This window comes from Agrobacterium sp. NPDC090273, from assembly GCF_044772305.1.
Lineage (GTDB): Bacteria > Pseudomonadota > Alphaproteobacteria > Rhizobiales > Rhizobiaceae > Agrobacterium.
In genome coordinates this window covers 989,260-1,013,776 of the sequence record NZ_JBIVYN010000001.1, presented here as the reverse complement: position 1 = coordinate 1,013,776, position 24,517 = coordinate 989,260, and the positions used below count along the sequence as shown (strand labels likewise).

At 59.9% G+C, this 24,517-nt stretch carries 26 protein-coding genes; 15 read left to right on the top strand and 11 right to left on the bottom strand.

Going from position 1 to position 24,517, the window contains the following annotated elements; genetic code table 11:
* Positions 1–32 precede the first annotated feature (32 nt).
* The 6 genes from rnr to ACIQT8_RS04975 all read right to left on the bottom strand — a co-directional run bounded on the left by rnr (position 33) and on the right by ACIQT8_RS04975 (position 9,445).
* Positions 33–2,387, bottom strand: coding sequence for a ribonuclease R (rnr, locus tag ACIQT8_RS05000; protein ID WP_400964030.1), 2,355 nt, complete (start codon positions 2,385–2,387; stop codon positions 33–35).
* Entirely contained in the window at positions 2,384–5,062 is a 2,679-nt protein-coding gene (topA, locus tag ACIQT8_RS04995) for a type I DNA topoisomerase (RefSeq protein WP_400964028.1), read from the bottom strand. The genes rnr and topA overlap by 4 nt, the downstream gene beginning before the upstream one ends.
* A gap of 306 nt (positions 5,063–5,368) precedes the next feature.
* The gene (gene dprA, locus ACIQT8_RS04990) at positions 5,369–6,511 is read right to left on the bottom strand and encodes a DNA-processing protein DprA (RefSeq protein ID WP_400964026.1); all 1,143 of its coding nucleotides are present in this window, start codon (positions 6,509–6,511) and stop codon (positions 5,369–5,371) included.
* Between the two features lie 36 nt (positions 6,512–6,547).
* Positions 6,548–7,165 carry a glycerol-3-phosphate 1-O-acyltransferase PlsY gene (gene plsY, locus ACIQT8_RS04985; RefSeq protein ID WP_400964024.1) on the bottom strand — a complete coding sequence of 206 codons (618 nt, stop codon included), beginning with the start codon at positions 7,163–7,165 and terminating at the stop codon, positions 6,548–6,550.
* A 52-nt stretch (positions 7,166–7,217) separates the two neighbouring features.
* Entirely contained in the window at positions 7,218–8,507 is a 1,290-nt protein-coding gene (locus ACIQT8_RS04980; RefSeq protein ID WP_400964022.1) for a dihydroorotase, read from the bottom strand.
* On the bottom strand, positions 8,504–9,445 hold the full coding sequence (locus ACIQT8_RS04975; RefSeq protein WP_400964020.1) for an aspartate carbamoyltransferase catalytic subunit: 942 nt from the start codon (positions 9,443–9,445) through the stop codon (positions 8,504–8,506). The genes ACIQT8_RS04980 and ACIQT8_RS04975 overlap by 4 nt, the downstream gene beginning before the upstream one ends.
* Positions 9,446–9,741: 296 nt before the next feature.
* On the opposite strand from ACIQT8_RS04975, the gene ACIQT8_RS04970 reads away from it, so the two are divergent.
* The 3 genes from ACIQT8_RS04970 (at position 9,742) to ACIQT8_RS04960 (ending at position 12,841) form a co-directional block, all read left to right on the top strand.
* A complete protein-coding gene (locus tag ACIQT8_RS04970; RefSeq protein WP_400964019.1) occupies positions 9,742–10,320 on the top strand; it encodes a LysE family translocator in 579 nt (192 codons plus the stop codon).
* Positions 10,321–10,439: 119 nt separating this feature from the next.
* The gene (locus ACIQT8_RS04965) at positions 10,440–12,092 is read left to right on the top strand and encodes an acyl-CoA dehydrogenase family protein (protein ID WP_138795536.1); all 1,653 of its coding nucleotides are present in this window, start codon (positions 10,440–10,442) and stop codon (positions 12,090–12,092) included.
* Between the two features lie 137 nt (positions 12,093–12,229).
* Entirely contained in the window at positions 12,230–12,841 is a 612-nt protein-coding gene (locus tag ACIQT8_RS04960; RefSeq protein ID WP_138795535.1) for a GNAT family N-acetyltransferase, read from the top strand.
* A gap of 24 nt (positions 12,842–12,865) precedes the next feature.
* Here ACIQT8_RS04960 and ACIQT8_RS04955 read toward each other — a convergent pair whose 3' ends face one another.
* Entirely contained in the window at positions 12,866–13,789 is a 924-nt protein-coding gene (locus tag ACIQT8_RS04955; protein WP_400964016.1) for an ornithine cyclodeaminase family protein, read from the bottom strand.
* A gap of 194 nt (positions 13,790–13,983) precedes the next feature.
* Here ACIQT8_RS04955 and ACIQT8_RS04950 point away from each other — a divergent pair, with 194 nt between their 5' ends.
* From ACIQT8_RS04950 to ACIQT8_RS04940, 3 genes are all read left to right on the top strand, one after another.
* The gene (locus ACIQT8_RS04950) at positions 13,984–14,634 is read left to right on the top strand and encodes a TetR/AcrR family transcriptional regulator (RefSeq protein ID WP_400964014.1); all 651 of its coding nucleotides are present in this window, start codon (positions 13,984–13,986) and stop codon (positions 14,632–14,634) included.
* A gap of 230 nt (positions 14,635–14,864) precedes the next feature.
* Entirely contained in the window at positions 14,865–15,026 is a 162-nt protein-coding gene (locus ACIQT8_RS04945) for a hypothetical protein (protein ID WP_178340559.1), read from the top strand.
* Positions 15,023–15,340, top strand: a complete 318-nt coding sequence (locus tag ACIQT8_RS04940) for a DUF6105 family protein (RefSeq protein WP_138795532.1) — start codon at positions 15,023–15,025, stop codon at positions 15,338–15,340. The genes ACIQT8_RS04945 and ACIQT8_RS04940 overlap by 4 nt, the downstream gene beginning before the upstream one ends.
* Here ACIQT8_RS04940 and ruvX read toward each other — a convergent pair.
* Together ruvX and ACIQT8_RS04930 are read right to left on the bottom strand one after the other, a co-directional pair.
* Positions 15,292–15,771 carry a Holliday junction resolvase RuvX gene (gene ruvX / locus ACIQT8_RS04935; protein ID WP_138795531.1) on the bottom strand — a complete coding sequence of 160 codons (480 nt, stop codon included), beginning with the start codon at positions 15,769–15,771 and terminating at the stop codon, positions 15,292–15,294. The genes ACIQT8_RS04940 and ruvX overlap by 49 nt on opposite strands.
* A gap of 10 nt (positions 15,772–15,781) precedes the next feature.
* Positions 15,782–16,084, bottom strand: a complete 303-nt coding sequence (locus ACIQT8_RS04930; protein ID WP_138795530.1) for an alkylphosphonate utilization protein — start codon at positions 16,082–16,084, stop codon at positions 15,782–15,784.
* Positions 16,085–16,268: 184 nt separating this feature from the next.
* On the opposite strand from ACIQT8_RS04930, the gene ACIQT8_RS04925 reads away from it, so the two are divergent.
* The 3 genes from ACIQT8_RS04925 (at position 16,269) to gatA (ending at position 18,927) form a co-directional block, all read left to right on the top strand.
* The gene (locus tag ACIQT8_RS04925) at positions 16,269–16,973 is read left to right on the top strand and encodes a metal-dependent hydrolase (protein WP_138795529.1); all 705 of its coding nucleotides are present in this window, start codon (positions 16,269–16,271) and stop codon (positions 16,971–16,973) included.
* Positions 16,974–17,100: 127 nt separating this feature from the next.
* Positions 17,101–17,388: an Asp-tRNA(Asn)/Glu-tRNA(Gln) amidotransferase subunit GatC gene (gene gatC, locus ACIQT8_RS04920; RefSeq protein ID WP_138795528.1), complete on the top strand. Its 288-nt coding sequence runs from the start codon at positions 17,101–17,103 to the stop codon at positions 17,386–17,388.
* Positions 17,389–17,445: 57 nt separating this feature from the next.
* Positions 17,446–18,927 carry an Asp-tRNA(Asn)/Glu-tRNA(Gln) amidotransferase subunit GatA gene (gatA, locus tag ACIQT8_RS04915; RefSeq protein ID WP_262525380.1) on the top strand — a complete coding sequence of 494 codons (1,482 nt, stop codon included), beginning with the start codon at positions 17,446–17,448 and terminating at the stop codon, positions 18,925–18,927.
* A 69-nt stretch (positions 18,928–18,996) separates the two neighbouring features.
* Here the strand turns inward: gatA and ACIQT8_RS04910 are convergent, their stop codons facing one another.
* On the bottom strand, positions 18,997–19,254 hold the full coding sequence (locus tag ACIQT8_RS04910) for a YjhX family toxin (RefSeq protein ID WP_138795526.1): 258 nt from the start codon (positions 19,252–19,254) through the stop codon (positions 18,997–18,999).
* Positions 19,255–19,581: 327 nt separating this feature from the next.
* Between ACIQT8_RS04910 and ACIQT8_RS04905 the strand changes: the two genes are divergently transcribed.
* The gene (locus ACIQT8_RS04905; protein WP_138795525.1) at positions 19,582–20,091 is read left to right on the top strand and encodes a GNAT family N-acetyltransferase; all 510 of its coding nucleotides are present in this window, start codon (positions 19,582–19,584) and stop codon (positions 20,089–20,091) included.
* A 16-nt stretch (positions 20,092–20,107) separates the two neighbouring features.
* Here ACIQT8_RS04905 and ACIQT8_RS04900 read toward each other — a convergent pair whose 3' ends face one another.
* Entirely contained in the window at positions 20,108–20,683 is a 576-nt protein-coding gene (locus ACIQT8_RS04900; protein WP_400964010.1) for a hypothetical protein, read from the bottom strand.
* Between the two features lie 184 nt (positions 20,684–20,867).
* Between ACIQT8_RS04900 and gatB the strand changes: the two genes are divergently transcribed.
* From gatB to ACIQT8_RS04875, 5 genes are all read left to right on the top strand, one after another.
* On the top strand, positions 20,868–22,370 hold the full coding sequence (gene gatB, locus ACIQT8_RS04895) for an Asp-tRNA(Asn)/Glu-tRNA(Gln) amidotransferase subunit GatB (RefSeq protein ID WP_138795523.1): 1,503 nt from the start codon (positions 20,868–20,870) through the stop codon (positions 22,368–22,370).
* 76 nt (positions 22,371–22,446) lie between these two features.
* The gene (locus tag ACIQT8_RS04890; protein ID WP_138795798.1) at positions 22,447–22,944 is read left to right on the top strand and encodes a GNAT family N-acetyltransferase; all 498 of its coding nucleotides are present in this window, start codon (positions 22,447–22,449) and stop codon (positions 22,942–22,944) included.
* On the top strand, positions 22,941–23,414 hold the full coding sequence (locus ACIQT8_RS04885) for a GNAT family N-acetyltransferase (protein ID WP_400964008.1): 474 nt from the start codon (positions 22,941–22,943) through the stop codon (positions 23,412–23,414). The genes ACIQT8_RS04890 and ACIQT8_RS04885 overlap by 4 nt, the downstream gene beginning before the upstream one ends.
* A 105-nt stretch (positions 23,415–23,519) precedes the next feature.
* Entirely contained in the window at positions 23,520–23,918 is a 399-nt protein-coding gene (locus ACIQT8_RS04880; protein WP_138795521.1) for an NADH:ubiquinone oxidoreductase subunit NDUFA12, read from the top strand.
* A 140-nt stretch (positions 23,919–24,058) separates the two neighbouring features.
* Complete coding sequence (locus tag ACIQT8_RS04875; protein ID WP_262525390.1) at positions 24,059–24,496, top strand: DUF2155 domain-containing protein; 438 nt, start codon at positions 24,059–24,061, stop codon at positions 24,494–24,496.
* Positions 24,497–24,517 lie beyond the last annotated feature (21 nt).

The following is a 24,517-nucleotide window of genomic DNA, read 5'->3' as shown; positions in this document are numbered from 1 at the left end:
GTTTCCTTCCCGTGGCGGTTCCTGCCGCCGTTTTATCGCCGCCGTCTTGGCGGGCGCGTTCCGGGCTTTGCCGCCACGCGCGATGTCCGCCGCCCCGCTTTATGAAACGACCGTGTGGCGACCGGCATCTTCCTTCCCTCGCTCAGCATATCGAAACGCAGGGCGCCCGCCAACGGTACCGCTTCGGCAAGACGTACCTGCACGCTGTCGCCAAGCTGATAGCCGAGACCGGTCTTTTCACCCGTCAAGGCCTGATGCGCCTCGTCGTAAATGAAATAATCGGTTCCGAGCGTTGATATAGGTATGAAACCATCGGCACCAAACTGAGGCAGCGCGACAAAAAGTCCCGCCTTGGTGACACCGCCGATGCGACCCTCGAATTCCTCGCCGACACGTTCGGACAGGTGATGGGCAATCAGGCGGTTAATGGTATCGCGCTCGGCTGCCATGGCGCGGCGCTCGAAGGTCGAGATTTCCGCTGCGATATCGTCGAGCGTCGCTTCTTCCTGCGGGGTGATGCCACCTTCCCCAAGGCCGAGGGAACCGACCAGCGCGCGATGCACGATCAGGTCGGCATAACGGCGGATCGGCGAGGTGAAGTGCGCGTATTTCATCAGGTTCAGGCCGAAGTGCCCGATGTTCTCAGGGCTGTAGATCGCCTGGCTCTGGGCGCGCAACACCATCTCGTTGACCATGATCTGATGCGGCGTATCCAGCGCACGTGCCAGAATGCCATTGAAGGAGTTGGCGCGCATCGCCGCACCCTTGGCCATGGAAATACCGATGGTGCCCAGGAATTCGCGCAGCGTTTCCTGTTTGGAAAGCGTCGGCGCATCGTGCACGCGGTAAACAAGGCGCTGCTTTTTCTTTTCCAGCGTCTCGGCGGCGGCAACGTTTGCCTGGATCATCATTTCCTCGATCAGCTTGTGCGCATCGAGGCGTTCCGGAATAACGACCTTGTCCACGGTACCGTCGGGGCGAAGCAGGATCTTGCGCTCCGGCATGTCGAGTTCGAGCGGCTGGCGACGATCACGCCCGCGCTTCATCACCTCATAAGCGTGCCACAGCGGCTTGAGGATCGGCTCCAGCATCGGTCCGGTCTTGTCGTCCGGCTTGCCGTCGATGGCGGCCTGTGCCTGCTGGTAGGACAGCTTGGCAGCACTCTTCATCATGATGCGATGGAATGTGTGGCCCGCTTTGCGGCCTTCCTTCGAAAAGATCATCCGCACGGCAAGGGCAGGGCGATCGACACCTTCCTTCAGCGAGCAGAGGTCGTTGGAAATGCGTTCGGGAAGCATCGGCACGACGCGATCCGGGAAATAAACCGAATTGCCGCGCTTCAGCGCTTCACGGTCCAGCGGCGCACCTGGGCGCACGTACCAGGAGACATCGGCAATCGCCACCGTCACGATCACGCCATCAGGGTTGTCGGGCGAAGGATCGGGCTCGGCATAAACCGCGTCGTCGTGGTCCTTGGCATCGGCAGGGTCGATGGTAATCAGCGGCAGGTCACGCCAGTCTTCGCGGTGTGACATCGTCGCCGGCTTGGCATCGTCAGCCTCGGCCAGAACGTTCTGCGGGAAGATGTGCGGAATACCATGCGCATGGATTGCGATCATCGAGATCGCCTTTTCGGATGCTACCGAACCGACGACAGACAGAACCTTTGCCCGCGTCAGGCCGTAACGCCCGCTGTTGCGCGAGGTTTCGACCTCGATCAGATCGCCGTCCTTGGCCTCGCCCACGCCATCGGGGTCGATGACCATTTCTTCGCCGCGCCGGTCGATCGGCATCAGGCGACCACCGCCGCCCGGCGACAGCTTGAATACGCCGAGGAGCGCACCCTGTCTGCGGTCGAGAATCTTGACGACACGCGCCGTATAGGCCGGGCCACCGCGTTCCTTGGCTGGAAAGATTTTTGCCAGAACCCGGTCGTTGAGACCGGCGGTCGGCGCCTTCTTGCCGCGATCCTGTGACGACTGGCGGATCAGAACGGCAGGGGCTGCGCCCAGATCATCCGGCCATTCCGCTGGCCGACCGATCAATTCGCCGTCCTTGTCGCGGGTGGTGATATCGAGAACCGTGACAGGCGGCAGGCCGCCCGGTCGCACCAGCGACTTGCGGCTCTTCTGCACCATGCCGTCGCCTTCCAGCTCCTTCAGCACTGCTTTCAGCAGCACGCGGTTCTCACCCTTCAGCCCGAAAGCCTTGGCGATTTCACGCTTGGAAGCTTGTTGCGGATGGTCGGCAATGAATTTCAGCAGCACTTCGCGGGAAGGCACCTCACCGTGGATGATGCCTTCACCTTCGTTGACGCGCTTGGATCGCGCAGTGCGTCCGAAACCGTCCTTAGCCGAACCCTGTCCCTGACGCGGCGCTTTGCTCACGATTCTGCCTTCTTCGATTTTGCTGCGGCCTTCGGCTTGGCAGCGGATTTGGCCTTGGTGGCCGTTTTTGCTTTGGTCGCCTTCGGCTTGGCTGCCGTGTCACCATCCGCAGACTTTGCCGTCGCCTTCTTGGCCTTCGCAGGTTTGCCGGTGCCGGTCTTGGCGATACGCTCGGCAATCAGCACCAGCGCTTCCTCCAGCGTCACGCTGTCAGGCGCCTGAGCCTTCGGAATGGTGGCGTTGACCTTGCCCCAGTTGACGTAGGGACCGAAACGTCCGTCACGCACGGTAATCGCGCCACCATCGGGGTGATCGCCAAGTGTTTTCAGCGCGGCAGGCGTGGAGGATCGGCCACGGCCCGGTGCCGCCTTCTTCTCGGCAATCACAGTAACCGCACGGTTGAGGCCGATCGAGAACACGTCCTCGACGCTCTCCAGGTTGGCGTAACCGCCGTCATGCAGCAGGAACGGGCCATAGCGGCCGATACCGGCAGAAATCATCTTGCCGGTTTCCGGATGCTGACCGATGTCGCGCGGCAGGTTGATCAGCGCCAGAGCCTTTTCGTGGTCGATCTCTTCCGGCTTCCAGCCCTTGGGCAGCGATGCGCGCTTGGCATCCTTGCCGTCGCCACGCTGGATGTAAGGTCCGAAGCGACCGGAACGCAGCGTCAGTTCCTCGCCGGTCATCGGGTCTGCGCCCAATGCCTTCGGCTCGTTCAGCGCTGCAGCTTCCGCTTCCGCACCGTCAGAGTTGAGCTGGCGGGTGAAGTTGCATTCCGGATAGTTCGAGCAGCCGACGAAGGCGCCATACTTGCCGAGTTTCAGCGACAGGTTGCCGGTGCCGCAAACCTGGCAGATGCGCGGGTCGGAACCGTCTTCGCGCTTGGGGAATACCAGCGGTGCCAGAACCTCGTTCAGCGCGTCGAGAACGTTGGTGACACGCAGTTCCTTGGTGTCTTCAATCTGCGCGAAGAAGTCCGTCCAGAAATCGCGAAGAACCTGCTTCCAGTCCAGTTCACCGGCGGAAATGCGGTCGAGCTTCTCCTCCAGAGCAGCGGTGAAGTCGTATTCGACGTATTTCGTGAAGAAGCTTTCCAGGAACGCCGTCACCAGACGTCCACGCGAATGCGGGATCAGCTTGCGCTTGTCGACGATGATGTATTCGCGGTCGCTCAGCGTCTTCAGTGTCGCCGCATAGGTGGAAGGGCGGCCGATGCCGAGCTCTTCCATTTTCTTGATGAGCGATGCTTCCGAATAGCGCGGTGGCGGTTCGGTGAAGTGCTGGCTGGCGTTGATCTTCTGCTTGGCGAGGTTCTCGCGTGCATTGATCTCCGGCAGACGTCCTTCATCGTCACCGTCGTCGCTCTGTTCGCCATCTTCCTTCTGGTCGGTATAGGCAGCGATGAAACCGTCGAAACGGATTACCGAACCAACCGCACGCAAACCGGCCTGGTCGCCCTTGTTGTCGGCCAGAATTTCAACCGTGGTGCGCTCGATTTCGGCCGATGCCATCTGGCTGGCGATGCCACGCTTCCAGATCAGGTCGTAGAGACGGAACTGATCGGGATCGAGGAAACGCTTCACCTGATCCGGCGTACGGTTGAAATCGGTCGGACGGATCGCCTCGTGCGCTTCCTGGGCGTTCTTGGCCTTGGTGGAATAGAAGCGGGCCTTTTCCGGCACGTAACGGCTGCCGAACTGCTCACCGATGGCGCTGCGCGCCGCATCGATCGCTTCCGGCGCCATCTGCACGCCGTCGGTACGCATATAGGTGATCAGACCGACAGTCTCGCCGCCGATGTCGATACCTTCATAAAGCTTCTGCGCCACCTGCATGGTGCGCGAGGCGGAAAAGCTCATGCGCGACGACGCGGCCTGCTGCAGCGTCGAAGTGGTGAAGGGCGGGCCGGGATTGCGCTTGACGGGCTTCGCCTCGACCGTGTCGACAAGATAGGTCGCACCATCGAGCAGAGCCTTCAGGCGGTTGGCGTCATCGCCCGTCTTGATCGACTTGCCCTGCAGACGTTTGCCGTCGGCAGAAACCAGCTTGGCTTCGAATTCGTCACCGCGCGGTGTCTTGAGCAGGGCGGAAAGGTTCCAGTATTCTTCCGAGACGAAACGCTCGATTTCGGACTCGCGATCGCAGACGAGACGCAGCGCCACCGACTGCACACGTCCAGCCGAGCGTGCGCCCGGCAGCTTGCGCCACAGCACCGGCGAAAGATTGAAGCCGACGAGATAGTCGAGTGCGCGGCGTGCCAGATAGGCGTCCACCAGCGGCACGTCGATGTCGCGCGGGTTGGCCATCGCATCCAGCACCGCCTTCTTGGTGATGGCGTTGAACACCACGCGTTTAACGGGCTTGTCGCCGATCACCTTCTTCTTTTTCAGAAGATCGAGAACGTGCCAGGAAATCGCTTCGCCTTCGCGATCAGGGTCGGTTGCCAGAAACAGTCCGTCGGAGGATTTGACCGCGTCGGCAATGTCCTTCATGCGCTTCTGCGAGGCAGGGTCAACCTCCCAGGACATTTCAAAGTCCTGGTCGGGCAGCACCGAGCCGTCCTTGGCAGGAAGGTCGCGAACATGGCCAAAGGATGCAAGAACCTTGTAGCCCGAACCAAGATACTTGTTGATAGTCTTGGCTTTGGCCGGAGATTCTACGACGACGACATTCATATTTTTTTCTCTGGGAACGGGTCCGTTAGTGTGTGCCCGGTGCATTGGCGTACTGCAGCAAGGCTTCCTTATATTTCGACATGGACAGGTAATGCGCGCTGGTCAAGAGGCAAGGGCGATTTTCTCATATCGGCACGAATGCAGCCGATGGGTTATTTTTGCCGGATTCGCAACTTCGGGTCATCGATCCCCGGTTGCATGATGCTTGTGACGACACCCAAGATCCTGCCTTCGTGGTGGCTGGCTGACACATATATGGTGTCGCGTGGCGATGGCGCAATCCGCAGATATCGACGACGTCGGCAATCACTCGGCCATGATAAGGGAAACCTGGCCGCCAGCGTGGCGGTTCAGTCGCCCGGCAATATCCAGTTCCAGCAGCACCATATGCACCGTCGCTGCGGAAAGACCCGTATGCCTGATGACATCATCGGTCTCGACCGGCGAGGGGCCAATGGCTGCGGCAACAATCTCGCGCTGATTGTCTGCGGGCGGTGACATGTCCGCGTCGCGGGACGGTTCCTCGACCTTGCGGCCAAGCGGCAGCCCGGGTTCGACAAGCGGCCGCAGCGCATCCAGAATGTCGGCGGCGCCTGTTGTCAGCATCGCGCCTTCCTTGATCAGCCGGTTCGTACCCTGGCAGCGTGGGTCGAGTGGCGACCCCGGCACGGCAAAGACCAGACGGCCCGCTTCGCCGGCAAGCCGGGCAGTGATCAGGGAGCCGGAGCGTTCGGCGGCCTCGACGATGACGACACCAAGCGAGACACCGGCAATCAGCCGGTTGCGGCGGGGAAAATCCCGGGCGCGCGGCTCCCAGCCGAAGGGCATTTCGCTGATGGTCGCGCCACCCTGTTCATAGATCTGCTGCAACAGGCCGAAATTTTCCTGCGGGTAGGGGCGATCGAGCCCGCCTGCCAGCATGGCCACAGTGCCGGTCGCAAGACTGGCCCGGTGTGCGGCGGCATCGATGCCACGCGCCAGACCGGATGCGATGGTATAACCGGCACGCCCGCATTCGTGCGCCAGCATGGCGGCGAATTTCGCGCCGTTGATCGAGGCGTTGCGGGAGCCGACGATACCGATGGAGGGACGTATCGCGGCCGCACCCGATCCCTTCATGGCAATCAGCGGCGGGGCGCCATCCACATGCCGCAGGGCGGGCGGATAATCCGGCTCGCCGATGCCGACGAAGCGGGCGCCGAAGCGCTCTGCCGCCTCGATTTCCTGCTCGGCTTCCGCCTGCGTGGCGATACGGACATTGCGTGCCGCGCCGCCTCGCCGGGACAATTCCGGCAGGGCATCCAGCGCTTTTTCGGCACTGCCATAGTGATTGATGAGTTCGCGAAAGGTAACGGGACCGATATTGTCGCTGCGGATCAGCCGCAGCCAGGCGATCTTTTGCCGCTCGGAAAGCGCCATGCCTTGCCGTTTCGTCCCGTCATGCGGCATCAAACGCCCCCGAAAGAGGGCGTAAGACCTGTCGTCTTAGCCCTTCTGGCCGATCTTGCTTTCCGTGCCTGCCATCAGGCGCTTGATGTTTTCGCGATGTTTCCACCAGGAAATCACACTCAGCACCGTCACGAGCAGCGCGGTCTTTTCCGGGCCGAGTATCCACAATGCAACCGGAATGACAAGCATCGCAACCAGTGCGGAAAGCGAGGAATAGCGTGTGACGAATGCCGTCACCAGCCAGACCACGGCAAAGCCCAGCATCATCAGCGGTGCGGCACCCAGCAGCACACCGATATAGGTCGCCACACCCTTGCCGCCCTTGAAGCCCAGCCAGACCGGAAACAGGTGGCCGAGAAAGGCAAAGAAGCCGGCAATCAGCGATGCCTCGTAGCCCCAGAGCGCGTTGGCTACCAGCACCGCTGTCGTACCCTTCAGTGCATCGAGCAGCAATGTCGCGGCAGCAAGTTTCTTGTTGCCGGTACGCAGCACATTGGTAGCGCCGATATTGCCCGAACCGATCTTGCGCACGTCTCCCAGACCCGCCATGCGGGTCAGGATCAGCCCGAACGGGATCGAGCCGAGCAGGTAACCCACCAGCGCGGACAGTGCGAGAAGGGAGGGCGCCGTCTCCCAGACAGTCAATGCAGTCATTCAAATGTCCCCAGTCATCGTGCGTTCCGCACCGTGGTTATGCCCACATGTCTTACAATGCATGAACCTGCTTGCCGGCTACATAGGTTGCAACGGCACGGCCACTGAAACGGGCGTCCTCGAACGGCGTGTTCTTCGATTTCGAAACGAGCTGTTCCTTGGCGACCAGCCACGGTTCGTCGAGATCGACCAAGGTAATGTCGGCCTTGGCACCAGCCTTCAGCGTGCCGGCATCGAGCCCGAAGATCTTGGCCGGACGGGTCGAGAGCGCATCGATCAGCCGCATCAGCGGAACTTCGCCGCTGTGGTGCAGACGAAGCGCTGCCGCCAGCATGGTTTCCAGTCCGACCGCGCCGCTTGCCGCATCGGAGAAGGGCAGGCGCTTGGTGTCAACGTCCTGCGGATCATGCGAGGAGACGATGATATCGATGGTGCCGTCCTTCAGCGCTTCCACCATGGCCTTGCGGTCGTCTTCCGCGCGAAGCGGCGGGGAAAGCTTGAAGAAGGTGCGATACTCACCGATGTCGTTCTCGTTGAGCGTCAGGTGGTTGATGGAGATGCCGCAGGTGGCCTGTACGCCACGCGATCTTGCCAGCTTGATCGCCTCTGCCGATTCCGGCACGGAAATCTTGGCGGCATGGTAGAGCGCCCGCGTCAGTCCGGCGATCCGCAGGTCGCGCTCCAGCGGAATGATTTCGGCTTCTTTCGGAATTCCGGGAAGGCCGAGCCAGCTTGCGAAAAGCCCCTCGTTCATGTCGCCGTTGCCGATATATTTGTCGCGTGTCTCGAGCGCGATGACGGCACCCAGTTCACGGGCGTAGGTCATGGCCCGGCGCAGCACCAGCGTATCGTAGAGCCCCTTGCGGCCATTGGTGAAGGCAACGGCGCCCGCTTCCTTCAACATGCCGAATTCGGTCATTTCCTCGCCGTTCAGACCCTTGGTCAGCGCGGCTGCCGGGTGCACGTTGACCAGCGCCTTGTCGCGTGCGGTCTTCTTGACGAACTCCACCAGCGCGATCTCGTCGATGACGGGATCGGTATCCGGCATGACGATCATGCTGGTGACACCGCCGGCCGCTGCCGCGCGTGAGGCGGATTCGATCGTTTCGCGATGTTCGGCACCGGGTTCGCCAACGAAGACGCGGGCATCGACCAGGCCGGGAACGGCAAGCAGACCCTTGCAGTCGCGCACGGTAGCACCTTCTGGTGCGCCCTGATTGCGGGCGTCCTTGCCAGCGGCAAGGATCGTTCCGTCTGCGCCGATGACGATGCTGCCGGTTTCGTCGAGACTGCGGGAAGGGTCGATGATGCGGAGATTGTTCAGAACAGTAACGGCACTCATGCGCGCTCACCCTGGTTTTGCGAGACAAGCAGGGTTTCCATCACCGCCATACGAACGGCAACCCCCATTTCAACCTGGCTTTCAATCACGCTCTGCGGACCGTCGGCCACTTCGGATGCGATTTCCACGCCACGGTTCATCGGTCCGGGATGCATCACGAGGGCGTCTTCCTTGGCTGCTTTCAGCTTTTCCGCGTCGAGGCCGTAATAATGGAAGTATTCGCGCACCGAAGGCACGAAGGAACCGGACATGCGCTCGCGCTGCAGGCGCAGCATCATCACCACGTCGGCATCTTTCAGGCCTTCTTTCATGTCGTGGTAAACTTCCACGCTCATGTCGCGAATGCCGGAAGGAAGCAGCGTCGCAGGCGCGACGACGCGTAGCCGTGCTCCCATCTGGTTCAGCAGAATGATGTTGGAGCGGGCAACGCGCGAATGCAGCACGTCGCCGCAGATCGCAACCGTGATGCCAGACAGCTCGCCCTTGGCACGGCGAATGGTCAGCGCGTCGAGCAGGGCCTGGGTCGGATGTTCATGCTGGCCGTCACCGGCATTGACCACCGAGCAGGCCACCTTCTGCGCCAGAAGCGCTGCGGCACCGGCGGATGAGTGGCGCACCACCAGCACGTCGGGGCGCATGGCGTTCAGCGTCATGGCCGTGTCGATCAGCGTCTCGCCCTTTTTGACGGAGGAGTTGCCGACCGACATGTTCATCACGTCGGCACCGAGGCGTTTTCCAGCCAGCTCGAAAGAGGACTGTGTGCGCGTCGAAGCTTCGAAGAACAGGTTGATCTGCGTCAGGCCACGCAATGTCGAGGTTTTCTTCTCGCGCTGACGGCTGATTTTCACCGCCTCATCGGCTTTGTCGAGAAGAAGGGTGATGTCCTGGTGGGAAAGCCCCTTGATGCCGAGGAGATGGCGGTGGGGGAAGAAGACCATGCGGTTTGCCTCCTGATGGGCGTCGCATTTTCCCGTGAAAATGCCCGGAACGCCCGAATGCTGGTCCGTGCGCTCCCATTCGCTGTCTACACGCCTGTGGAGCGCCGCGGAATTCGGTCCTGCGCTCTATAGAGACTGCTTGGGCGAGGGGCAAGCGTCCGCGACCCTGTGAAATGAAAACATGGCGATGTTTCCCCGCTTGCTTTATATCAAAGCGCGTCTTTGTGGCGTCAGGCACTCTCCAGTGGTAGTCGCAGCCGATCAGGGTTTTGCGCGCAGATCATCGGAATTATGCCATGTCTTCCTATTCGGTTTTTGCTTTGGCGGCTCTTGCGCTTTTGTTGACGCCAGGCCCGACCAACACGCTTCTGGCGCTGTCCGGTGCCGGTCGCGGCGTTAAAGCCTCACTGCCGCTGATGCTTGGCGAAATTGCCGGTTATCTTCTCGTCATCCTGTCGCTTGTTCTGCTCGTCTCGCGTTTTCTCGAGGCGCATGCCGGGCTTGCCTCTGCCATCAAGCTTTGCGCGGCGGTCTGGGTGGCCTTTCTGGCGGTTCGGCTCTGGAGCCTGCCGCCGTCCGCGTCGATCGGCGAGGCCATCTCGGTTCGCCGCGTATTCGTCACGACATGCCTCAATCCAAAGGCGCTGATCGTCGGCCTCGTGCTTTTGCCGCAGGCGCCGGTTGCCGAGGTCTGGTCGTATATTCTGCTGTTTTCGCTGCTGGTGGCGTTTGCTGCGTTGGCGTGGCTTTGTGCTGGTGCCTTTCTCATTCGCCATGCCAGCCAGTCGTCACCGCGTCTGGTTCGCGGCACGGCATCGTGCTTTTTGCTTGTGCTGTCACTTGGACTTGCCGGAAACGTGTTCGGCATTCTCTGAGAACAGCGTCCGAAAAATGCCAAAACCGGGCGTTTAATCCGTTCAATCGCTTCCTGTGGGCAAAATTATGCAATATCACCCACTATGCAATTCAAATTAAAAGCAGCTAGAAGCACTTGATGACCCAGAATTCCCGGACCGATGAATCGCTCGCCGAATTGAACCAGCCAAGCCTCTGGACCGGCATCAATGCTTATCGCTCAGATCCGCTGATCGTTGATCTGACGTCGGGGCTGTCGCGAAACGTGCGGGATGAGTTCGACCAGCTTGGCCGTTACGTTACCTCGCACGAGGCGCAGGAACTGGCGCGCATGGCCAACCAGGGCGTGCCGAAACTCAACACCCACGGCCCGCGCGGCGAACGGCTGGATCAGGTGGAGTTTCATCCGGCCTGGCACGCGTTGATGCGCCGCTCCATGTCGTCTGGCCTGCATTCCGCCGCCTGGGAAAATTCGCCGGATACGCGCGGCAACGAACACAAGGCACGCGCCACCAAGTTCTATCTGACCTCGCAGCTTGAGGCCGGGCATCTGTGCCCGTTGACCATGACCAGCGCATCCGTTGCCGCGATCATGACCTCGCCGCGCGTGCAGAAGGAGTGGGCGCCGAAAATCCTGTCGCGCAAATACGATTCGTCGCAGAAGCCGGCATTGCAGAAAACCGCCGTGACCATCGGCATGGGCATGACGGAAAAACAGGGCGGCACGGATGTGCGCGCCAACCGTACGACGGCTGAACGGGTGGGCGAGGGCATCTATCGCCTGTCCGGTCACAAATGGTTCCTCTCCGCGCCGATGAGTGACGGTTTCGTCATGCTGGCGCAGATGGGCGATGGCATGGGCTGCTTCCTCGTGCCGCGTTACCTTGAAGACGGTTCCGCCAATGGCCTGCATTTCCAGCGCCTCAAGGACAAGCTTGGCAATCGCTCCAACGCCTCTGCCGAAGTCGAGTTCACCGATGCCTTCGGCTATCTGCTGGGTGATCCCGGTGCCGGTGTTCGCACCATTCTCGATATGGTGACGCTGACGCGCCTTGATTGCGCGCTCGCCTCTGCCGGCATGATGCGCGCCTCGCTGGCCGAAGCCGTGCACTATGCCCGTGGCCGTTCTGTCTTCGGCAAGATGCTGGTCAGCCAGCCGATCATGACCCGCGTGCTTGCGGACATGGCGCTTGATGCGGCGGCGGCAACGGCCCTTTCGTTCCGGCTGGCCACGGCCTTCGACGCAGCCCGCAACAATCCTGCAGAAGCGGCTTATGCCCGCGTCATGACGCCGATCGTCAAATACTGGTGCTGCAAGATCGCACCGGCGCTGATCTACGAGGCCATGGAATGCCTCGGCGGCAACGGTTACGTCGAAGAGCGACCGATTGCTCGCCATTACCGCGAAGCTCCCGTCAACGCCATCTGGGAAGGCTCCGGCAACGTCATGGCGCTGGATGTGCTGCGCGTCCTTCAGCGCGGCAAAGATCTCTTCGATCTCGTCTTCCAGACGCTGGAGCGCGATCTCGGCCCTTCGGGCAAGAAGACCACGGATGTTCTGCGTGCGGCCATTGCGCTTGCCGAGCGCGACGAGGGTGCAGCCCGTCTTCTGGTCGAACAGTTTGCGCTTGCGGCCGCTGCCGCAGAGCTTTGCCGTCTCGGTGCCGGCAAGATCGCCGACGCCTTCCTGGAAACGCGTCTGGCCGGCGGCTGGAGGCACACCTATGGCATGCTCGATTCGCGCTTCGATCCGACATACATTATCGATCTTCTCTATCCGCCAGCGACATAAGGTGGCGATTGGGAAGATCAGGCACACGCGATCCTGTGGGAGGGGTGGGATTTGAACAGCAGTGGTGGCGTATTCATCTGTCCGATTTGTCTTTCGCATGCCGTGCTTATGGGCGCGGTCATGGGGCTTGAAACACCATGCTGATCTTTCGCTCTGCACGACCCGAAGACGAGGACGCCCTTTACGCCATCAGCCTGGCAACCGGTGATGCCGGCCAGGATGCGACGCAGCTTTACCGCGACGGGCGCATGGTCGGCCATATCTACGCGGTTCCCTATCTGCATCTGTGGCCGGACGCTGTCTTTGTCGCCGAGGATGACGAGGGTGTCTGCGGTTATATCGTCGGGGCGCTCGATACGGCGCTGCACGAAGAACGGCTGGAACAGGAGTGGTGGCCGCACCTGCGCGCGCTTTATCCCGATCCTGAAGGCGATCCGGAAAGCTGGAACGCCGATCAGCGCCGCGCCCACTACATTCATCACCCGCGCCGCACGCCGACCTGGCTGACCGAACCTTTTGCCGCTCACATCCACATGAACCTTCTGCCGCGCACGCAAGGAAAGGGCGGTGGCACCCGGCTTTTGTCCCGCTGGCTCGACATGGCGAGGCAAAATGGCGTCGGCGGTATCCATCTCGGTGCCAGCGAACGCAACGAAACCGGCATGCGCTTCTGGGAGACCCGCGGTTTCAAGCGTCTCGAAAGCCACGAAACGCCCGGCACCGTCTGGTTTGGTATGGCGCTCGAATAGCGCTTCTATTGGCCTGCGCGGAAATTACGCCTTCCTGCGCAACAGCGCCGCAGCCACCGCGACATCCGTACCGGCAAGGCCGGTCGAGCAGAACAGCGTTATCTCGTTCGGTGACCGACGGCCGGTCTGCTGTCCCGCAACGATCTCTGCGAGATCCCTGATGCGTTGTTCGTCCGGCGTGCCGACAAGAAAAAACGGCGATGCGTAGGCGCGAATCTGGTCGGGCGAATCTGTCGCGATCAGGCTCGCAGCAGCGGCGACGTCTTTGTCCAGTTCGTGTGCATTGACGGTCTTCGGCCCAACCGTGTTGATATGGACGCCGGGTTTCAATGATCGCGCATGGATGACGGGTGTCTTGCTGCTGGTCGCGCAGATGACGATATCGGCGTCCGCGACTGCATCCTCGACCGTCTCGGCAGGCTGGATGTCGATATCCAGCTGACGCCGCATTTCTGTTGCGAAGGCATGTCTGTTCGCTTTGTCCCGGCTGAAGACGCGCACATGTGAAAGGCGCCGCACGGCCGCTGCCGCAGCAAGTTGCGTCCGGGCCTGAAGGCCGCTGCCGATGATGCCGACCGTTCTGGCATTTTCGGAGCTGAGGTGGCGAATGGCGACGCCACCGATTGCACCGGTTCGGATTGCACCGAGCTTTTCTCCCAGAACCAGCCCTTCCAGCCGGGCTGTGTCGGCTGACCAGACGGCAACGATCTGCGAATGTTCGTTGCCGGCAAAGGTATCGTAGACACGAAAACCCGCGATCGCATCATCCCCGACAAGGCCGCCGACGGTAAAGACAAGATCGCCTTTGCCGGGAAAGGCGACATGGTGTCTGGGTGGGGCAACCAGTTCGCCAAGCGCTTTTTTCCGCATGGCCGCCTCAACCGCTTCTATAGCGATCGGCATGATGTCGCCGCCGCTCAGGTCCTGATCCGTCAATATCGTCGTCATGGCTGTCCTTTCGGTTGCCACATGCTGCAAGCTCAAGTGCAGTTTAGGTCAAGCATCTCTCAAAAAAGAAGCGCTGGTGCGCAGTTTGGCCGTCATCCACAGGAACCTTGGCCTTGCCGCGCCTCGTGCGTTGTTCTTCCCTTCATGCTTTGTTAACCCGGTGGTTCAGCTTCCGAGAAGGACGGGTAGACACTATGCTTGCGAGCGCCGCCGCAGAGATGATTTCGGACGTAAAACCGGAAAAGCGCATCAAGGATCGCGCCGCCACCGAGAAGGCCATCTTCAATGCCGCCAAGTCCATTCTGGCGGAAGAGGGCTTCCAGAATTTCGGCATCAATGCCATTGCGCGCCGGGCCGGTTGCGACAAGCAGCTCATCTACCGCTATTTCCGGGGTCTTGAAGGCCTGATCGAAGCAATCGGTGAAGACCTGGGCTCATGGGTCAAGGATCGCATCCCTGAAGATACCGGTGGCATGTTCCTGCTGACCTATGGCGACCTCATGGAGAAGCTGGCGCTTTATTTCATGGATGCGCTGCGCGCCGACCCGCTCGTCTGCAAGATCATCGCCTGGGAAGTGTCCGAAAACTCGCCGCAGGTGCGCCAGCTTTCCGAAGCGCGTGCAAAGTCCCTGGCAAAATGGCTGGAGCGTATGCGCGGTTCGCTGGAGGCGCCCAAAGGCGTCGATACCGCAGCCGTCAACGCCGTGCTGTTTGCGGCGATCCAGCATCTCGTTATCTCCTCCGCCGCCAGCGGCCAGTTCGCCGGCGTCCCGCTCAAATCCACCAAGGATTGGGAAAAGGTCGCAACCGCCGTCAAGAGACTGGTGCGTGGCGTCTACGGCTGATAGCCGCAAGGACTGATCTTCATATTCCCCTATCTGGCCGCTTGCGTCTTTCGCAGCGGTTTTTCTATTCGTGGCACCGATGTCTCTTGCGGGTGACGTCGAGGGTTATCCACATCCGCATCCCGTTTGTTAACCATGTTGGCAGCTTTTGTTTGCCTGGCGGCGGCCGCCGGTTCACTGTGTTAATAATTCGTTAACCATGCGCAATGACTGCGCAGAGGGAGCCGCAAGTGAGCCGCTGGATAGCTTTGAGCGTCATGATGACGTTTTTTGCCATGCTGCCGTTGGATATCGACGTGCCAGCGCTGAACCTATGCCTTATGGCGTTCGCGCGCTGGGCGGTGCTTGCTGGCATTCCCGAGACGTTTTTCGTACGGGAGCAGATGGCATGAAGTGGTTTCTTATCCTCTGGGCCGGTCCCGTCGCTCTGCTGGCCGGCTGGTACTGGCTTTCCTATTACGACATGAGTTTCGGCTTCTACATGCTCACCCGCCAGACGCATGATCTCGTCTTCCAGGTCTACGGCAACATTCTCGGATTGCCGCCGGAAAGCCTGCCGCCGATGGTGGCACGCGCCATTGCGGTCGACAGCCTGATCGTGCTGGCAATCGTCGCCTTCCGCAAAAGAAAGAAAATCATCGCCTGGTGGCAGGGCCGTCAGTCTGTGGAGCGCGCCAGCGCCGAAAGCCTGTCCAGCGCACCCTGAAGAATGAAGCTTGCCGCAGCCGAATCGATGCGTTCGGCCCGCTTGGCGCGTGACACGTCCATTTCCAGAAGCGCCCGTTCCGCTGCAACCGTCGAAAGCCGCTCGTCCCAGTAGATGAAGGGCAGGGCGGTCTTGTCGCTCATCGAGCGAACGAAGGCGCGCGTGGCCTGCACGCGCGGACCGGATGAGCCATCCATATTCATCGGCAGACCGATCACGAAGGCTGCGACCTTTTCCTTTTCAGCAAAGGACAACAGCACCTCGGCATCCTGCGTGAATTTCACTCGCTTGATCACGGGGCGCGGTGTGGCAAAGCGTCGAGAAAGGTCGGACATGGCAAGGCCGATGGTTTTCGTGCCAAGGTCCAGTCCGGCAATGGCCTGTCCCGGCTGCAGAAAACCCGCAAGTTCTTCGATTGTCAGCGTTGCCATGCGTTTTCTCTTACCGCTTGCGAACAAATTCGGTGCGCAGCACCAGCCCTTTGACGGCATCGTGCTTGCAATCGATCTCTTCGGGATTATCTGTCAGGCGTATCGACTTGATAACCGTTCCCTGCTTCAGCGTCGTGTTTGCGCCCTTGACCTTCAGATCCTTGATAAGTGTAACAGAATCGCCATCGGCCAGGAGGTTTCCCGCCGCGTCATAGACTGCGTTTGCCTTTGCCGCTTCTGCTGCTATTTCAGAGGCCGGGCGCCATTCGCCGCTCGCTTCGTCATACACATATTCGTCATCATCTGCGGCCATGTTCGCAATCCAATTCAAAAGCATGTCGCGCAAAAATACGTCAGGCGGTTTTGCGATAATGACATGCGAAAGCAAGAAATCTGCAAAGCGTTGTGAAACTGAAAATCTCTACGCCTTGCTGGGGTAACCGGTTATCCGGCCCGTCCTATGTCACAGTATACCGTTAATACAAAGGAGAACTTCCATGAAAGTCACCTGGCTCGGTCACGCCGCCTTCCGCATTGAAACCGCAAAGGCGAAAATCCTCGTCGACCCGTTCTTCACCGGAAATCCTTCCTTTGCCGGGCTGGACGCCAAGGGCGCCGCTGGCGGTATCACCCACATTCTCCTGACCCACGGTCACGGCGACCACGTGGGTGACACGATCCAGCTTGCCAATGAAACAGGCGCAACGGTTCTCGCCAATGCCGACCTTGCTGCATGGCTCGGCTCCAAGGGCGTTTCGAAGCTCGAAATGGGTAACACCGGCGGTACAGTGCATTTCGACGGATTTTCGGCGACCTTCACCAACGCGCTTCATTCCTCGGCGCAGATCACCGAAGACGGCGTTTCCCATTCGCTCGGCAATGCCAACGGCCTGATGCTGCACTTCGAAGACGGCCCGACGGTCTACCACATGGGCGACACCGATATCTTCTCCGACATGAAGCTTATCAATGAACTGCATGCGCCAGACATCGGCCTCGTGCCGATCGGCGACCGCTTCACGATGGGTGGCGCGGTGGCTGCTCTGGCCTGCCAGCGCTTCTTCAAGTTCGAGCATGCCATCCCCTGCCACTACGGTTCGTTCCCGATCATCGATCAGACGCCGGAGAAGTTCGTGGATGGTATGGACGGTGAGCAGACCCGCGTTCACACCCCGAAGCCAGGCGAGACCCTGTCCTTCTGATATCGCGTTTTTAAGCATGTCGGCACCGTAAAACCGCGTCAGAGTTTTACCCGACATGCTTTCTACCGTTGCGAACGGCGGACATGCTGATTATAGCGGGTAGGAAAATTCCTACCGGAGTAGAACCATGTCCGTCGATCTCGCCACCGTGAAGCGCGTTGCGCGCCTTGCCCGTATTGCCGTCAACGAAGAAGAGGCTGAGAAGATGCTCGGCCAGTTGAATGGTATTCTCGGTTTCGTGGAGCAGCTTTCGGAAGTAAATGTCGACGGCGTTGAGCCGATGACCTCCGTCACCCCGGTGGAAATGAAGAAACGCGCCGACGCTGTGACCGATGGCGACAAGGCCGACGATATCGTTGCCAATGCGCCCGCGACTGACCGGAACTTCTTCATGGTTCCGAAAGTGGTCGAATAAACCGACCGCCGTTCCTTCGCCCGATTTTTCCGAGATTTTCGAAAGCCGTTGCCGACCATGACCGAACTGACGAGCCTTACCATCGCTGAAGCCCGCGAGAAGCTGAAGGCGAAAGAGTTTTCCGCCCTTGAGCTGACGGACGCCTATCTGAAGGCCATCGATGCCGCCAACGGCGCGCTGAATGCCTATGTCGCGCTGACGCCGGAAAAGGCCCGCGAAATGGCAAAGGCGTCGGACGAGCGCATCGCTGCCGGCAAGTCCGGTGACCTCGAAGGTATTCCGCTCGGCGTCAAGGACCTGTTTGCGACCCGCGACGTCCACACCCAGGCCTGCTCGCACATTCTCGATGGCTTCAAGCCGAAATACGAATCCACCGTGACCCAGAACCTCTGGGATCAGGGCGCGGTCATGCTCGGCAAACTCAACATGGACGAGTTCGCCATGGGCTCTTCCAACGAAAGCTCCTGGTATGGCCCGGCCATCAACCCGTGGCGCGCCAACGGCTCCGAGCAGAAGCTCGTGCCGGGTGGTTCTTCGGGTGGTTCGGCCGCTGCCGTTGCCGCGCATCTGTGCGCCGGTGCGACCGCAACCGATACTGGCGGCTCGATCCGCCAGCCAGCCGCTTTCACCGGCACCGTCGGCATCAAGCCGACCTATGGCCGCTGCTCGCGCTTCGGCATCGTCGCTTACGCCTCCTCGCTCGATCAGGCCGGCCCGATCGCCCGTGACGTGCGTGACGCTGCGATCCTGTTGAAGTCGATGGCAAGCGTTGATTCCAAGGACACGACCTCCGTCAATCTGCCGGTTCCGGATTATGAAAAGGCTATCGGTCAGTCGCTCAAGGGTCTGAAGATCGGCATTCCCAAGGAATACCGCGTCGATGGCATGCCGGAAGAAATCGAAAAGCTCTGGGCGCAGGGCGTTCAGTGGCTGAAGGATGCCGGCGCTGAAGTCGTCGATATTTCCCTGCCGCACACCAAATACGCGCTGCCAGCCTATTACATCGTGGCACCGGCTGAAGCCTCGTCCAACCTTGCCCGTTACGACGGCGTTCGCTACGGCCTGCGCGTCGATGGCAAGGACATTGCCGACATGTATGAAAAGAGCCGCGCTGCCGGCTTCGGCAAGGAAGTTCAGCGCCGTATCATGGTTGGCACTTACGTGCTGTCGGCCGGTTATTACGATGCCTATTACCTCAAGGCGCAGAAGGTTCGCACCCTTATCAAGCGCGACTTCGAAGATGCGTTCCACGCTGGCGTCGATGCGATTCTGGCACCGATCACGCCATCATCCGCATTTGCTGTCGGCGATGAGGAACTCGCATCCGATCCCGTCAAGATGTACCTGCAGGACGTCTTCACCATCACCGTCAACATGGCCGGCCTTCCGGGCCTGTCGGTCCCGGCCGGTCTCGACGGCAAGGGTCTGCCGCTTGGCCTGCAGTTGATCGGCAAGCCGTTCGAGGAAGAAACCCTGTTCAAGACGGCGCATGCCATCGAACAGGCTGCAGGCAAGTTCACGCCCGCCAAGTGGTGGTAAGAAGTTTTACCAGACATCTGTTCTGATGTGTTCGCCGGGCCGCAGTCGCTGCAGCCCGGCGATTTCTTTTTATCGGTTGTCCAGTTCGCCTCGAACGAGAACGAGCCCACGCGTGGTGATGCGATAAGGTCTGCCGCCTGAAGAGGCGATCGCCTTCTTGCGCTTCAGTTTGCGAAAGGTTTCGAGGTCGAGGCCACTGAAAATCCAGCCGTCGCGTGTGTAAAGCGAAAGCTTTTCGACTTTGCGATTGATGTCACGAACGAGTTCGATGCTGCCGCCTTGTGCGAGCAGGTGAAGGATGCGCTGTTCGGCGCGGGAAATGTCCATTTTCGGAAATCCGGTCGGCGTCTTTTGGACGCGTGAAAACAAATCCGGGTGCCACAGGCATCCGGCTCGGTTTCATTTTGGCCCGGCGCGCAAGAGACTTGCGGGCAGGGCCTTTACCGGGACTCCGATTGAGCGAACATAAAAGCTCCTTGTTTGCGCCTTCTGGTTAAACCGCGAGACGAACGCGGTCAAGTCTGGCGCAATTTCCATCCTGCGCTGCGTCTCTACTCTGTCGAAGGATCATTTCAGGCGATATTGCGTCTCAAGGTTGCGCTGGCCGAATCGTTCGGCCAATGCTTTACTTCGGTGGACAATGGAGGGCGCGGATTGATCGTCATTCGCAATGCGCGTGAGGAAGAGGCGGCAGTGCTGGCGGAAATCGGCCTGCGCGCCTGGCAGCAGGCAACTGCCGCTATCGGCATCACGACAGCGCTTTATGAAAACGCCAGCAGCGCTTTTGCCAATTTCACCGGTTCATCCTGGTTGAGCATCATCGTTGCAGAGACCGGCGGGGTCGTTGCGGGCTGGGCATCGCGTGAACGCTTTGATGATACGATCAGCGATTTCTGGATCGATCCCGATTTTCAGCGCCGCGGCATTGGCAGCCTGTTGCTGGGCGAGATTGAGAAACAGATCGCCGAGAAGGGGTTTGAAAGCGCACGGCTGGAGACCCATGCGCAGAATGAACCGGCCGTCGCCTTCTTCCGTCACCACGGTTACAGCATCAGCTGGCTTTCGGTGTCCTATGCGCCCAAGCTCGATCGCGACGTGCAATCGGTCGGCCTGCACAAGCAGTTCGTTGAGATCGAAAGCGGTACCTATGGGCCGGGCTTCTGAGGAGACGGCTCCAAGGTCATTTTGCCGGGGTGGTTATCTCATAGGTGCATTTGAAGGAACTGGCGGCGATACGGTAGGTGTCCTTCTCGTCTGAAGGAACCTGAACGATCGCATCTCCCGGCTTGGCAATCATCGTCTCACCCCAGGGGGCGGTGAAGTTGAAAGCGCCGATCTTGTCGCTGACGATGAAATAGGTCATGTCACCGCCCAGTGGCTTGAATGTGCGGTAGCCTTTTTCGTCCGGTTGAGACAGGGGTTCGCCGTAACGCTGCGGAAATTTGGCGGCTTTGACGAGAATTTCCTCGTTACCGGTTTCCGGGCAGCGGTTGCGAACCACCCAGTCGCCATTTTCAGCTGGCTTTGAGCGTGTCTCCACACCTTCACCCTTGATCGTCGTGATGATGATTTCACCGGCAAGCGCAGGACGGGCGTCGATTTCCCGTGTCTTGCGGGCAATTCCGGTCTCGTGGCGGGCTTTTGCCTCGCTCATCAGTGCGACCTGGTCCTTTACCGGCACGCCATCGGCCGCAGCGCAAAAGGCGGGAAAAGCCGCTGCCAGAAGCAGGCCGCGAAACAGGGGAAGCGTTGTCATGTCAGTCCTCTTGGAACAGGCCGGATTTTGATATCGAGGGGTTTGGCGGAGTTTGAGGGAGGCTATTCAATCCCTATCGTCATGGCAATAAGCCGTGCACCTTTATGCATGCCGTGAGAAGCCTTGCGTATGCGGCCTATTTGTTTTACCCCACGCACAGAAAAACGTATTCCGTGAGCTTCAGATGACCCTTGTAGACGTGCGCACCCCAGACCCGAAACGCTTTATCCCCGGCGCCACCGGCGATTGGGAGATCGTCATCGGCATGGAGGTGCATGCGCAGGTTCTGTCCAATTCCAAGCTTTTCTCCGGCGCGTCCACGACCTTCGGCAATGCGCCGAACTCCAACGTGTCGCTGGTTGATGCGGCCATGCCCGGCATGCTGCCCGTCATCAACGAGGAATGCGTCAAGCAGGCGGTTCGCACCGGTCTCGGTCTGAAGGCGCAGATCAATAACCGTTCGATCTTCGACCGCAAGAACTACTTCTATCCGGATCTGCCGCAGGGCTACCAGATTTCGCAGTTCAAGGACCCGATCGTGGGTGAAGGCACCATTACCATTTCGCTCGGTCCAGACCGTCAGGGCAATTTTGAGGATATCGAAATCGGTATCGAGCGCCTGCATCTGGAGCAGGATGCCGGCAAGTCCATGCACGACCAGCACCCGACCATGTCCTTCGTGGACCTTAACCGTTCGGGCGTTGCGCTGATGGAAATCGTGTCCAAGCCGGACATGCGGTCGTCGGATGAGGCGAAGGCCTATCTGACCAAGCTGCGCTCCATCGTCCGTTACCTCGGAACCTGCGACGGCAACATGGACGAAGGCTCCATGCGCGCCGACGTCAACGTTTCCGTGCGCAAGCCGGGCGGTGCATTCGGCACGCGTTGCGAAATCAAGAACGTCAACTCGATCCGTTTCGTCGGTCAGGCGATCGAATACGAAGCACGTCGCCAGATCGCCATTCTCGAAGACGGCGGCGTCATCGACCAGGAAACCCGCCTGTTCGATCCGGGCAAAGGCGAAACGCGGTCGATGCGTTCCAAGGAAGACGCGCACGACTACCGTTATTTCCCCGATCCGGACCTGCTACCGCTGGAATTCGACGATGCTTTCGTGGAAGCCCTGAAGGTCGACCTGCCCGAACTGCCTGACGACAAGAAGGCACGTTTCGTCGCCGATCTCGGTCTGTCGGTTTACGACGCATCGATCCTGGTCTCCGAAAAGGCGATTGCCGACTATTACGAGGCTGTTGCTGCCGGTCGCGATCCGAAGGCTGCTGCCAACTGGGTCATCAACGACCTTCTTGGCGCGCTCAACAAGTTCGGCAAGGACATCGAGACGACCCCGGTTTCGCCGGAACAGCTCGGTGGCATCATCGACCTCATCAAGGCCGAAACCATTTCCGGCAAGATCGCCAAGGACCTGTTCGAAATCGTCTGGAACGAAGGCGGCAACCCGGCGGAGATCGTTGAAAGCCGTGGCATGAAGCAGGTGACCGACACCGGCGCCATCGAAAAGGCTGTCGATGAGATCATTGCCGCCAACCCGGATCAGGTCGAGAAGGTCAAGGCGAAGCCGACGCTGGCCGGCTGGTTCGTCGGTCAGGTCATGAAGTCGACTGGCGGCAAGGCCAACCCGCAGGCCGTTCAGGCGCTGGTCAAGGCCAAGCTCGGCATTGAGGAATAAGCATCGCTGAGGCGGTGCCGGGCCGGGGCCGGAAACGGTACCCGGCCTTTTTCATTTGGAGCAAAGGAACACGATGGTGTTTTTCATTCGGACAGCCAGCGAGCGCGATATCGAGCCGGTAAGGGCGCTGCTCGACAAAACCTGGCACGCCACCTACGACGATATCTACGGCGCTGAAAACGTCGTGAAGATGATGGAAAGCTGGCATTCGCCACAGGCCATGAAGGACCGCGTTCACAAGAAGGGCGGCGAGTTTCTGGTGGCCGATGACGGCAAGCGTATCGCCGGCATGGGCTATGCCGCCATGTCCAGCAAGATGACCAAGACGGCGCTGCTCTACCAGCTTTACGTTGCTCCCGAATTCCAGCGTCAGGGAATCGGACGCGATCTGTTCGCCGAACTCGAAACCTGCTTCCCATCGGCTGAAATCATGCGTCTTGAAGTCGAGCCGAAGAACACTGCTGCAATCGCGTTTTACCAGGGCGTCGGTTTTGTCGAGGTGGACCGAATCGAACGCATGGCCGGCGTCGAGGGTCTTCCCGGCATCGTCATGGAAAAGAGCCTGCCGAAATGAGTGCTGCGCTCGATAATCTCGCAATCCGCCAGGCGCGGGAAGATGACATTCCCGCACTCGTGGCAATTTATGCGTCGGACGAGCTTGGCGGACACGGCGACACGTCCGACGAATCCGCTCTGGCCGACTACGTGACGGCGTTCAGGGCGATAGAAGCATCGCCCAGTGAAACGCTCTACGTCGCCGAACTGGACGGCGAGGTCGTCGCAACTTTCATGACCGCGATCCTGACCAAGATGGTCGGGCGAGGGGCCGTGTCGATGATGATCGAGGCCGTGCATACGCGCCCTGACCGGCGCGGGCGCGGCATTGGCGCTGCGATGATCCGCCACTGCATCGAGGACGCGAAAAAACGTGGCCTCAACGCGGTTCAGCTCACCTCGAATATGAAGCGTCTGGATGCACATCGCTTTTATGAGCGGCTCGGTTTTGAAAAGCGCCAGTTCGGCTTCAGAATGAAGCTGAAATAGTGTTTGCCAGACGGGAAATGCTGGACAATCCACGCACATGACGGCATAAGCTTTTGGCGGTGCAGGCGTAAAAACCGCAGCACCTATAAGCCTGAGGAACGCATTATGAAGACTCTCCTGACGCAAATCTTCACCTGGTGGAATGGCCAGACGATCGGAACACGGTTTCACACCTGGCGTTTCGGAAAGAAGGTAGGGCAGGACGAGTTGGGCAACACCTATTACGAAGGTGGCACCACCTCCTGGGGCATGCCGCGTCGTTGGGTGATCTACAACGGTTACGCAGAAGCTTCCGCCATTCCTCCGGGCTGGCACGGCTGGATGCATTACCGCACCGATACCCCGCCAAGCCAGGAAAACTATGTTGCGCGTGAATGGCAGAAGCCGCACCAGCCGAACCTGACTGGTTCTTCCCAGGCCTACCGCCCGCAGGGTTCGCTTGTCGTTGCAGGTGAACGTCCGCGCGTGACCGGCGACTACGACGCCTGGACCCCCGGCAACTGATTTTTCGTTTCGGGCGGCATGCTTGTGGATGCCGCCTTTGAAACCTCGTCCTCACCCGCTTTCGCCACATTCCGCCCTTAGAGCAATGGCGTGATCCGGTCGAAGAGACGACTCAGGAAGAATTTTTGGAGACAGGTCGTATGAGCAAAAACACGCGGGTTCGTTCTTTGCGTGCGCTGGCAACATCGCTGCTGGCAATTGCATCTACGGCAGTTCTCGTGTCGCCCGCACCGGCGGCACGCCTGGAAAACAAGGTGGCGGTTTTCTCCGGCATCGACAAGATTACCGGCCGCATCACATCCTTCGACGTCTATATTGATGAAACCGTGCAGTTCGGCGCGCTGCAGGTCACACCGAAGGTCTGCTATTCCCGCGATCAGACGGAAGCCCAGAAGATCGATGCCTTCATCGAGGTCGACGAAATCACCCTCGATCGCAAGATCCGCCGCATCTTCACCGGCTGGATGTTTGCCGATAGCCCCGGCCTCAACGCTGTGGAACATCCGATCTATGACGTCTGGCTGACCGGTTGCAAGCAGGACTCGGAAGTGCCTGCTCCCTCTACGGCAAGCAACTGACCTAACGGAAACTCTGAAAAT

Bases quoted from the DNA above. Each gene is read 5' to 3' on its own strand.
- topA (WP_400964028.1), bottom strand. From the start codon at position 5,062: ATGAATGTCGTCGTCGTAGAATCTCCGGCCAAAGCCAAGACTATCAAC.
- dprA (WP_400964026.1), bottom strand. From the start codon at position 6,511: ATGCCGCATGACGGGACGAAACGGCAAGGCATGGCGCTTTCCGAGCGG.
- plsY (WP_400964024.1), bottom strand. From the start codon at position 7,165: ATGACTGCATTGACTGTCTGGGAGACGGCGCCCTCCCTTCTCGCACTG.
- ACIQT8_RS04980 (WP_400964022.1), bottom strand. From the start codon at position 8,507: ATGAGTGCCGTTACTGTTCTGAACAATCTCCGCATCATCGACCCTTCC.
- ACIQT8_RS04975 (WP_400964020.1), bottom strand. From the start codon at position 9,445: ATGGTCTTCTTCCCCCACCGCCATCTCCTCGGCATCAAGGGGCTTTCC.
- ACIQT8_RS04970 (WP_400964019.1), top strand. From the start codon at position 9,742: ATGTCTTCCTATTCGGTTTTTGCTTTGGCGGCTCTTGCGCTTTTGTTG.
- ACIQT8_RS04965 (WP_138795536.1), top strand. From the start codon at position 10,440: ATGACCCAGAATTCCCGGACCGATGAATCGCTCGCCGAATTGAACCAG.
- ACIQT8_RS04960 (WP_138795535.1), top strand. From the start codon at position 12,230: ATGCTGATCTTTCGCTCTGCACGACCCGAAGACGAGGACGCCCTTTAC.
- ACIQT8_RS04955 (WP_400964016.1), bottom strand. From the start codon at position 13,789: ATGACGACGATATTGACGGATCAGGACCTGAGCGGCGGCGACATCATG.
- ACIQT8_RS04950 (WP_400964014.1), top strand. From the start codon at position 13,984: ATGCTTGCGAGCGCCGCCGCAGAGATGATTTCGGACGTAAAACCGGAA.
- ACIQT8_RS04940 (WP_138795532.1), top strand. From the start codon at position 15,023: ATGAAGTGGTTTCTTATCCTCTGGGCCGGTCCCGTCGCTCTGCTGGCC.
- ruvX (WP_138795531.1), bottom strand. From the start codon at position 15,771: ATGGCAACGCTGACAATCGAAGAACTTGCGGGTTTTCTGCAGCCGGGA.
- ACIQT8_RS04930 (WP_138795530.1), bottom strand. From the start codon at position 16,084: ATGGCCGCAGATGATGACGAATATGTGTATGACGAAGCGAGCGGCGAA.
- ACIQT8_RS04925 (WP_138795529.1), top strand. From the start codon at position 16,269: ATGAAAGTCACCTGGCTCGGTCACGCCGCCTTCCGCATTGAAACCGCA.
- gatC (WP_138795528.1), top strand. From the start codon at position 17,101: ATGTCCGTCGATCTCGCCACCGTGAAGCGCGTTGCGCGCCTTGCCCGT.
- gatA (WP_262525380.1), top strand. From the start codon at position 17,446: ATGACCGAACTGACGAGCCTTACCATCGCTGAAGCCCGCGAGAAGCTG.
- ACIQT8_RS04910 (WP_138795526.1), bottom strand. From the start codon at position 19,254: ATGGACATTTCCCGCGCCGAACAGCGCATCCTTCACCTGCTCGCACAA.
- ACIQT8_RS04900 (WP_400964010.1), bottom strand. From the start codon at position 20,683: ATGACAACGCTTCCCCTGTTTCGCGGCCTGCTTCTGGCAGCGGCTTTT.
- gatB (WP_138795523.1), top strand. From the start codon at position 20,868: ATGACCCTTGTAGACGTGCGCACCCCAGACCCGAAACGCTTTATCCCC.
- ACIQT8_RS04885 (WP_400964008.1), top strand. From the start codon at position 22,941: ATGAGTGCTGCGCTCGATAATCTCGCAATCCGCCAGGCGCGGGAAGAT.
- ACIQT8_RS04880 (WP_138795521.1), top strand. From the start codon at position 23,520: ATGAAGACTCTCCTGACGCAAATCTTCACCTGGTGGAATGGCCAGACG.
- ACIQT8_RS04875 (WP_262525390.1), top strand. From the start codon at position 24,059: ATGAGCAAAAACACGCGGGTTCGTTCTTTGCGTGCGCTGGCAACATCG.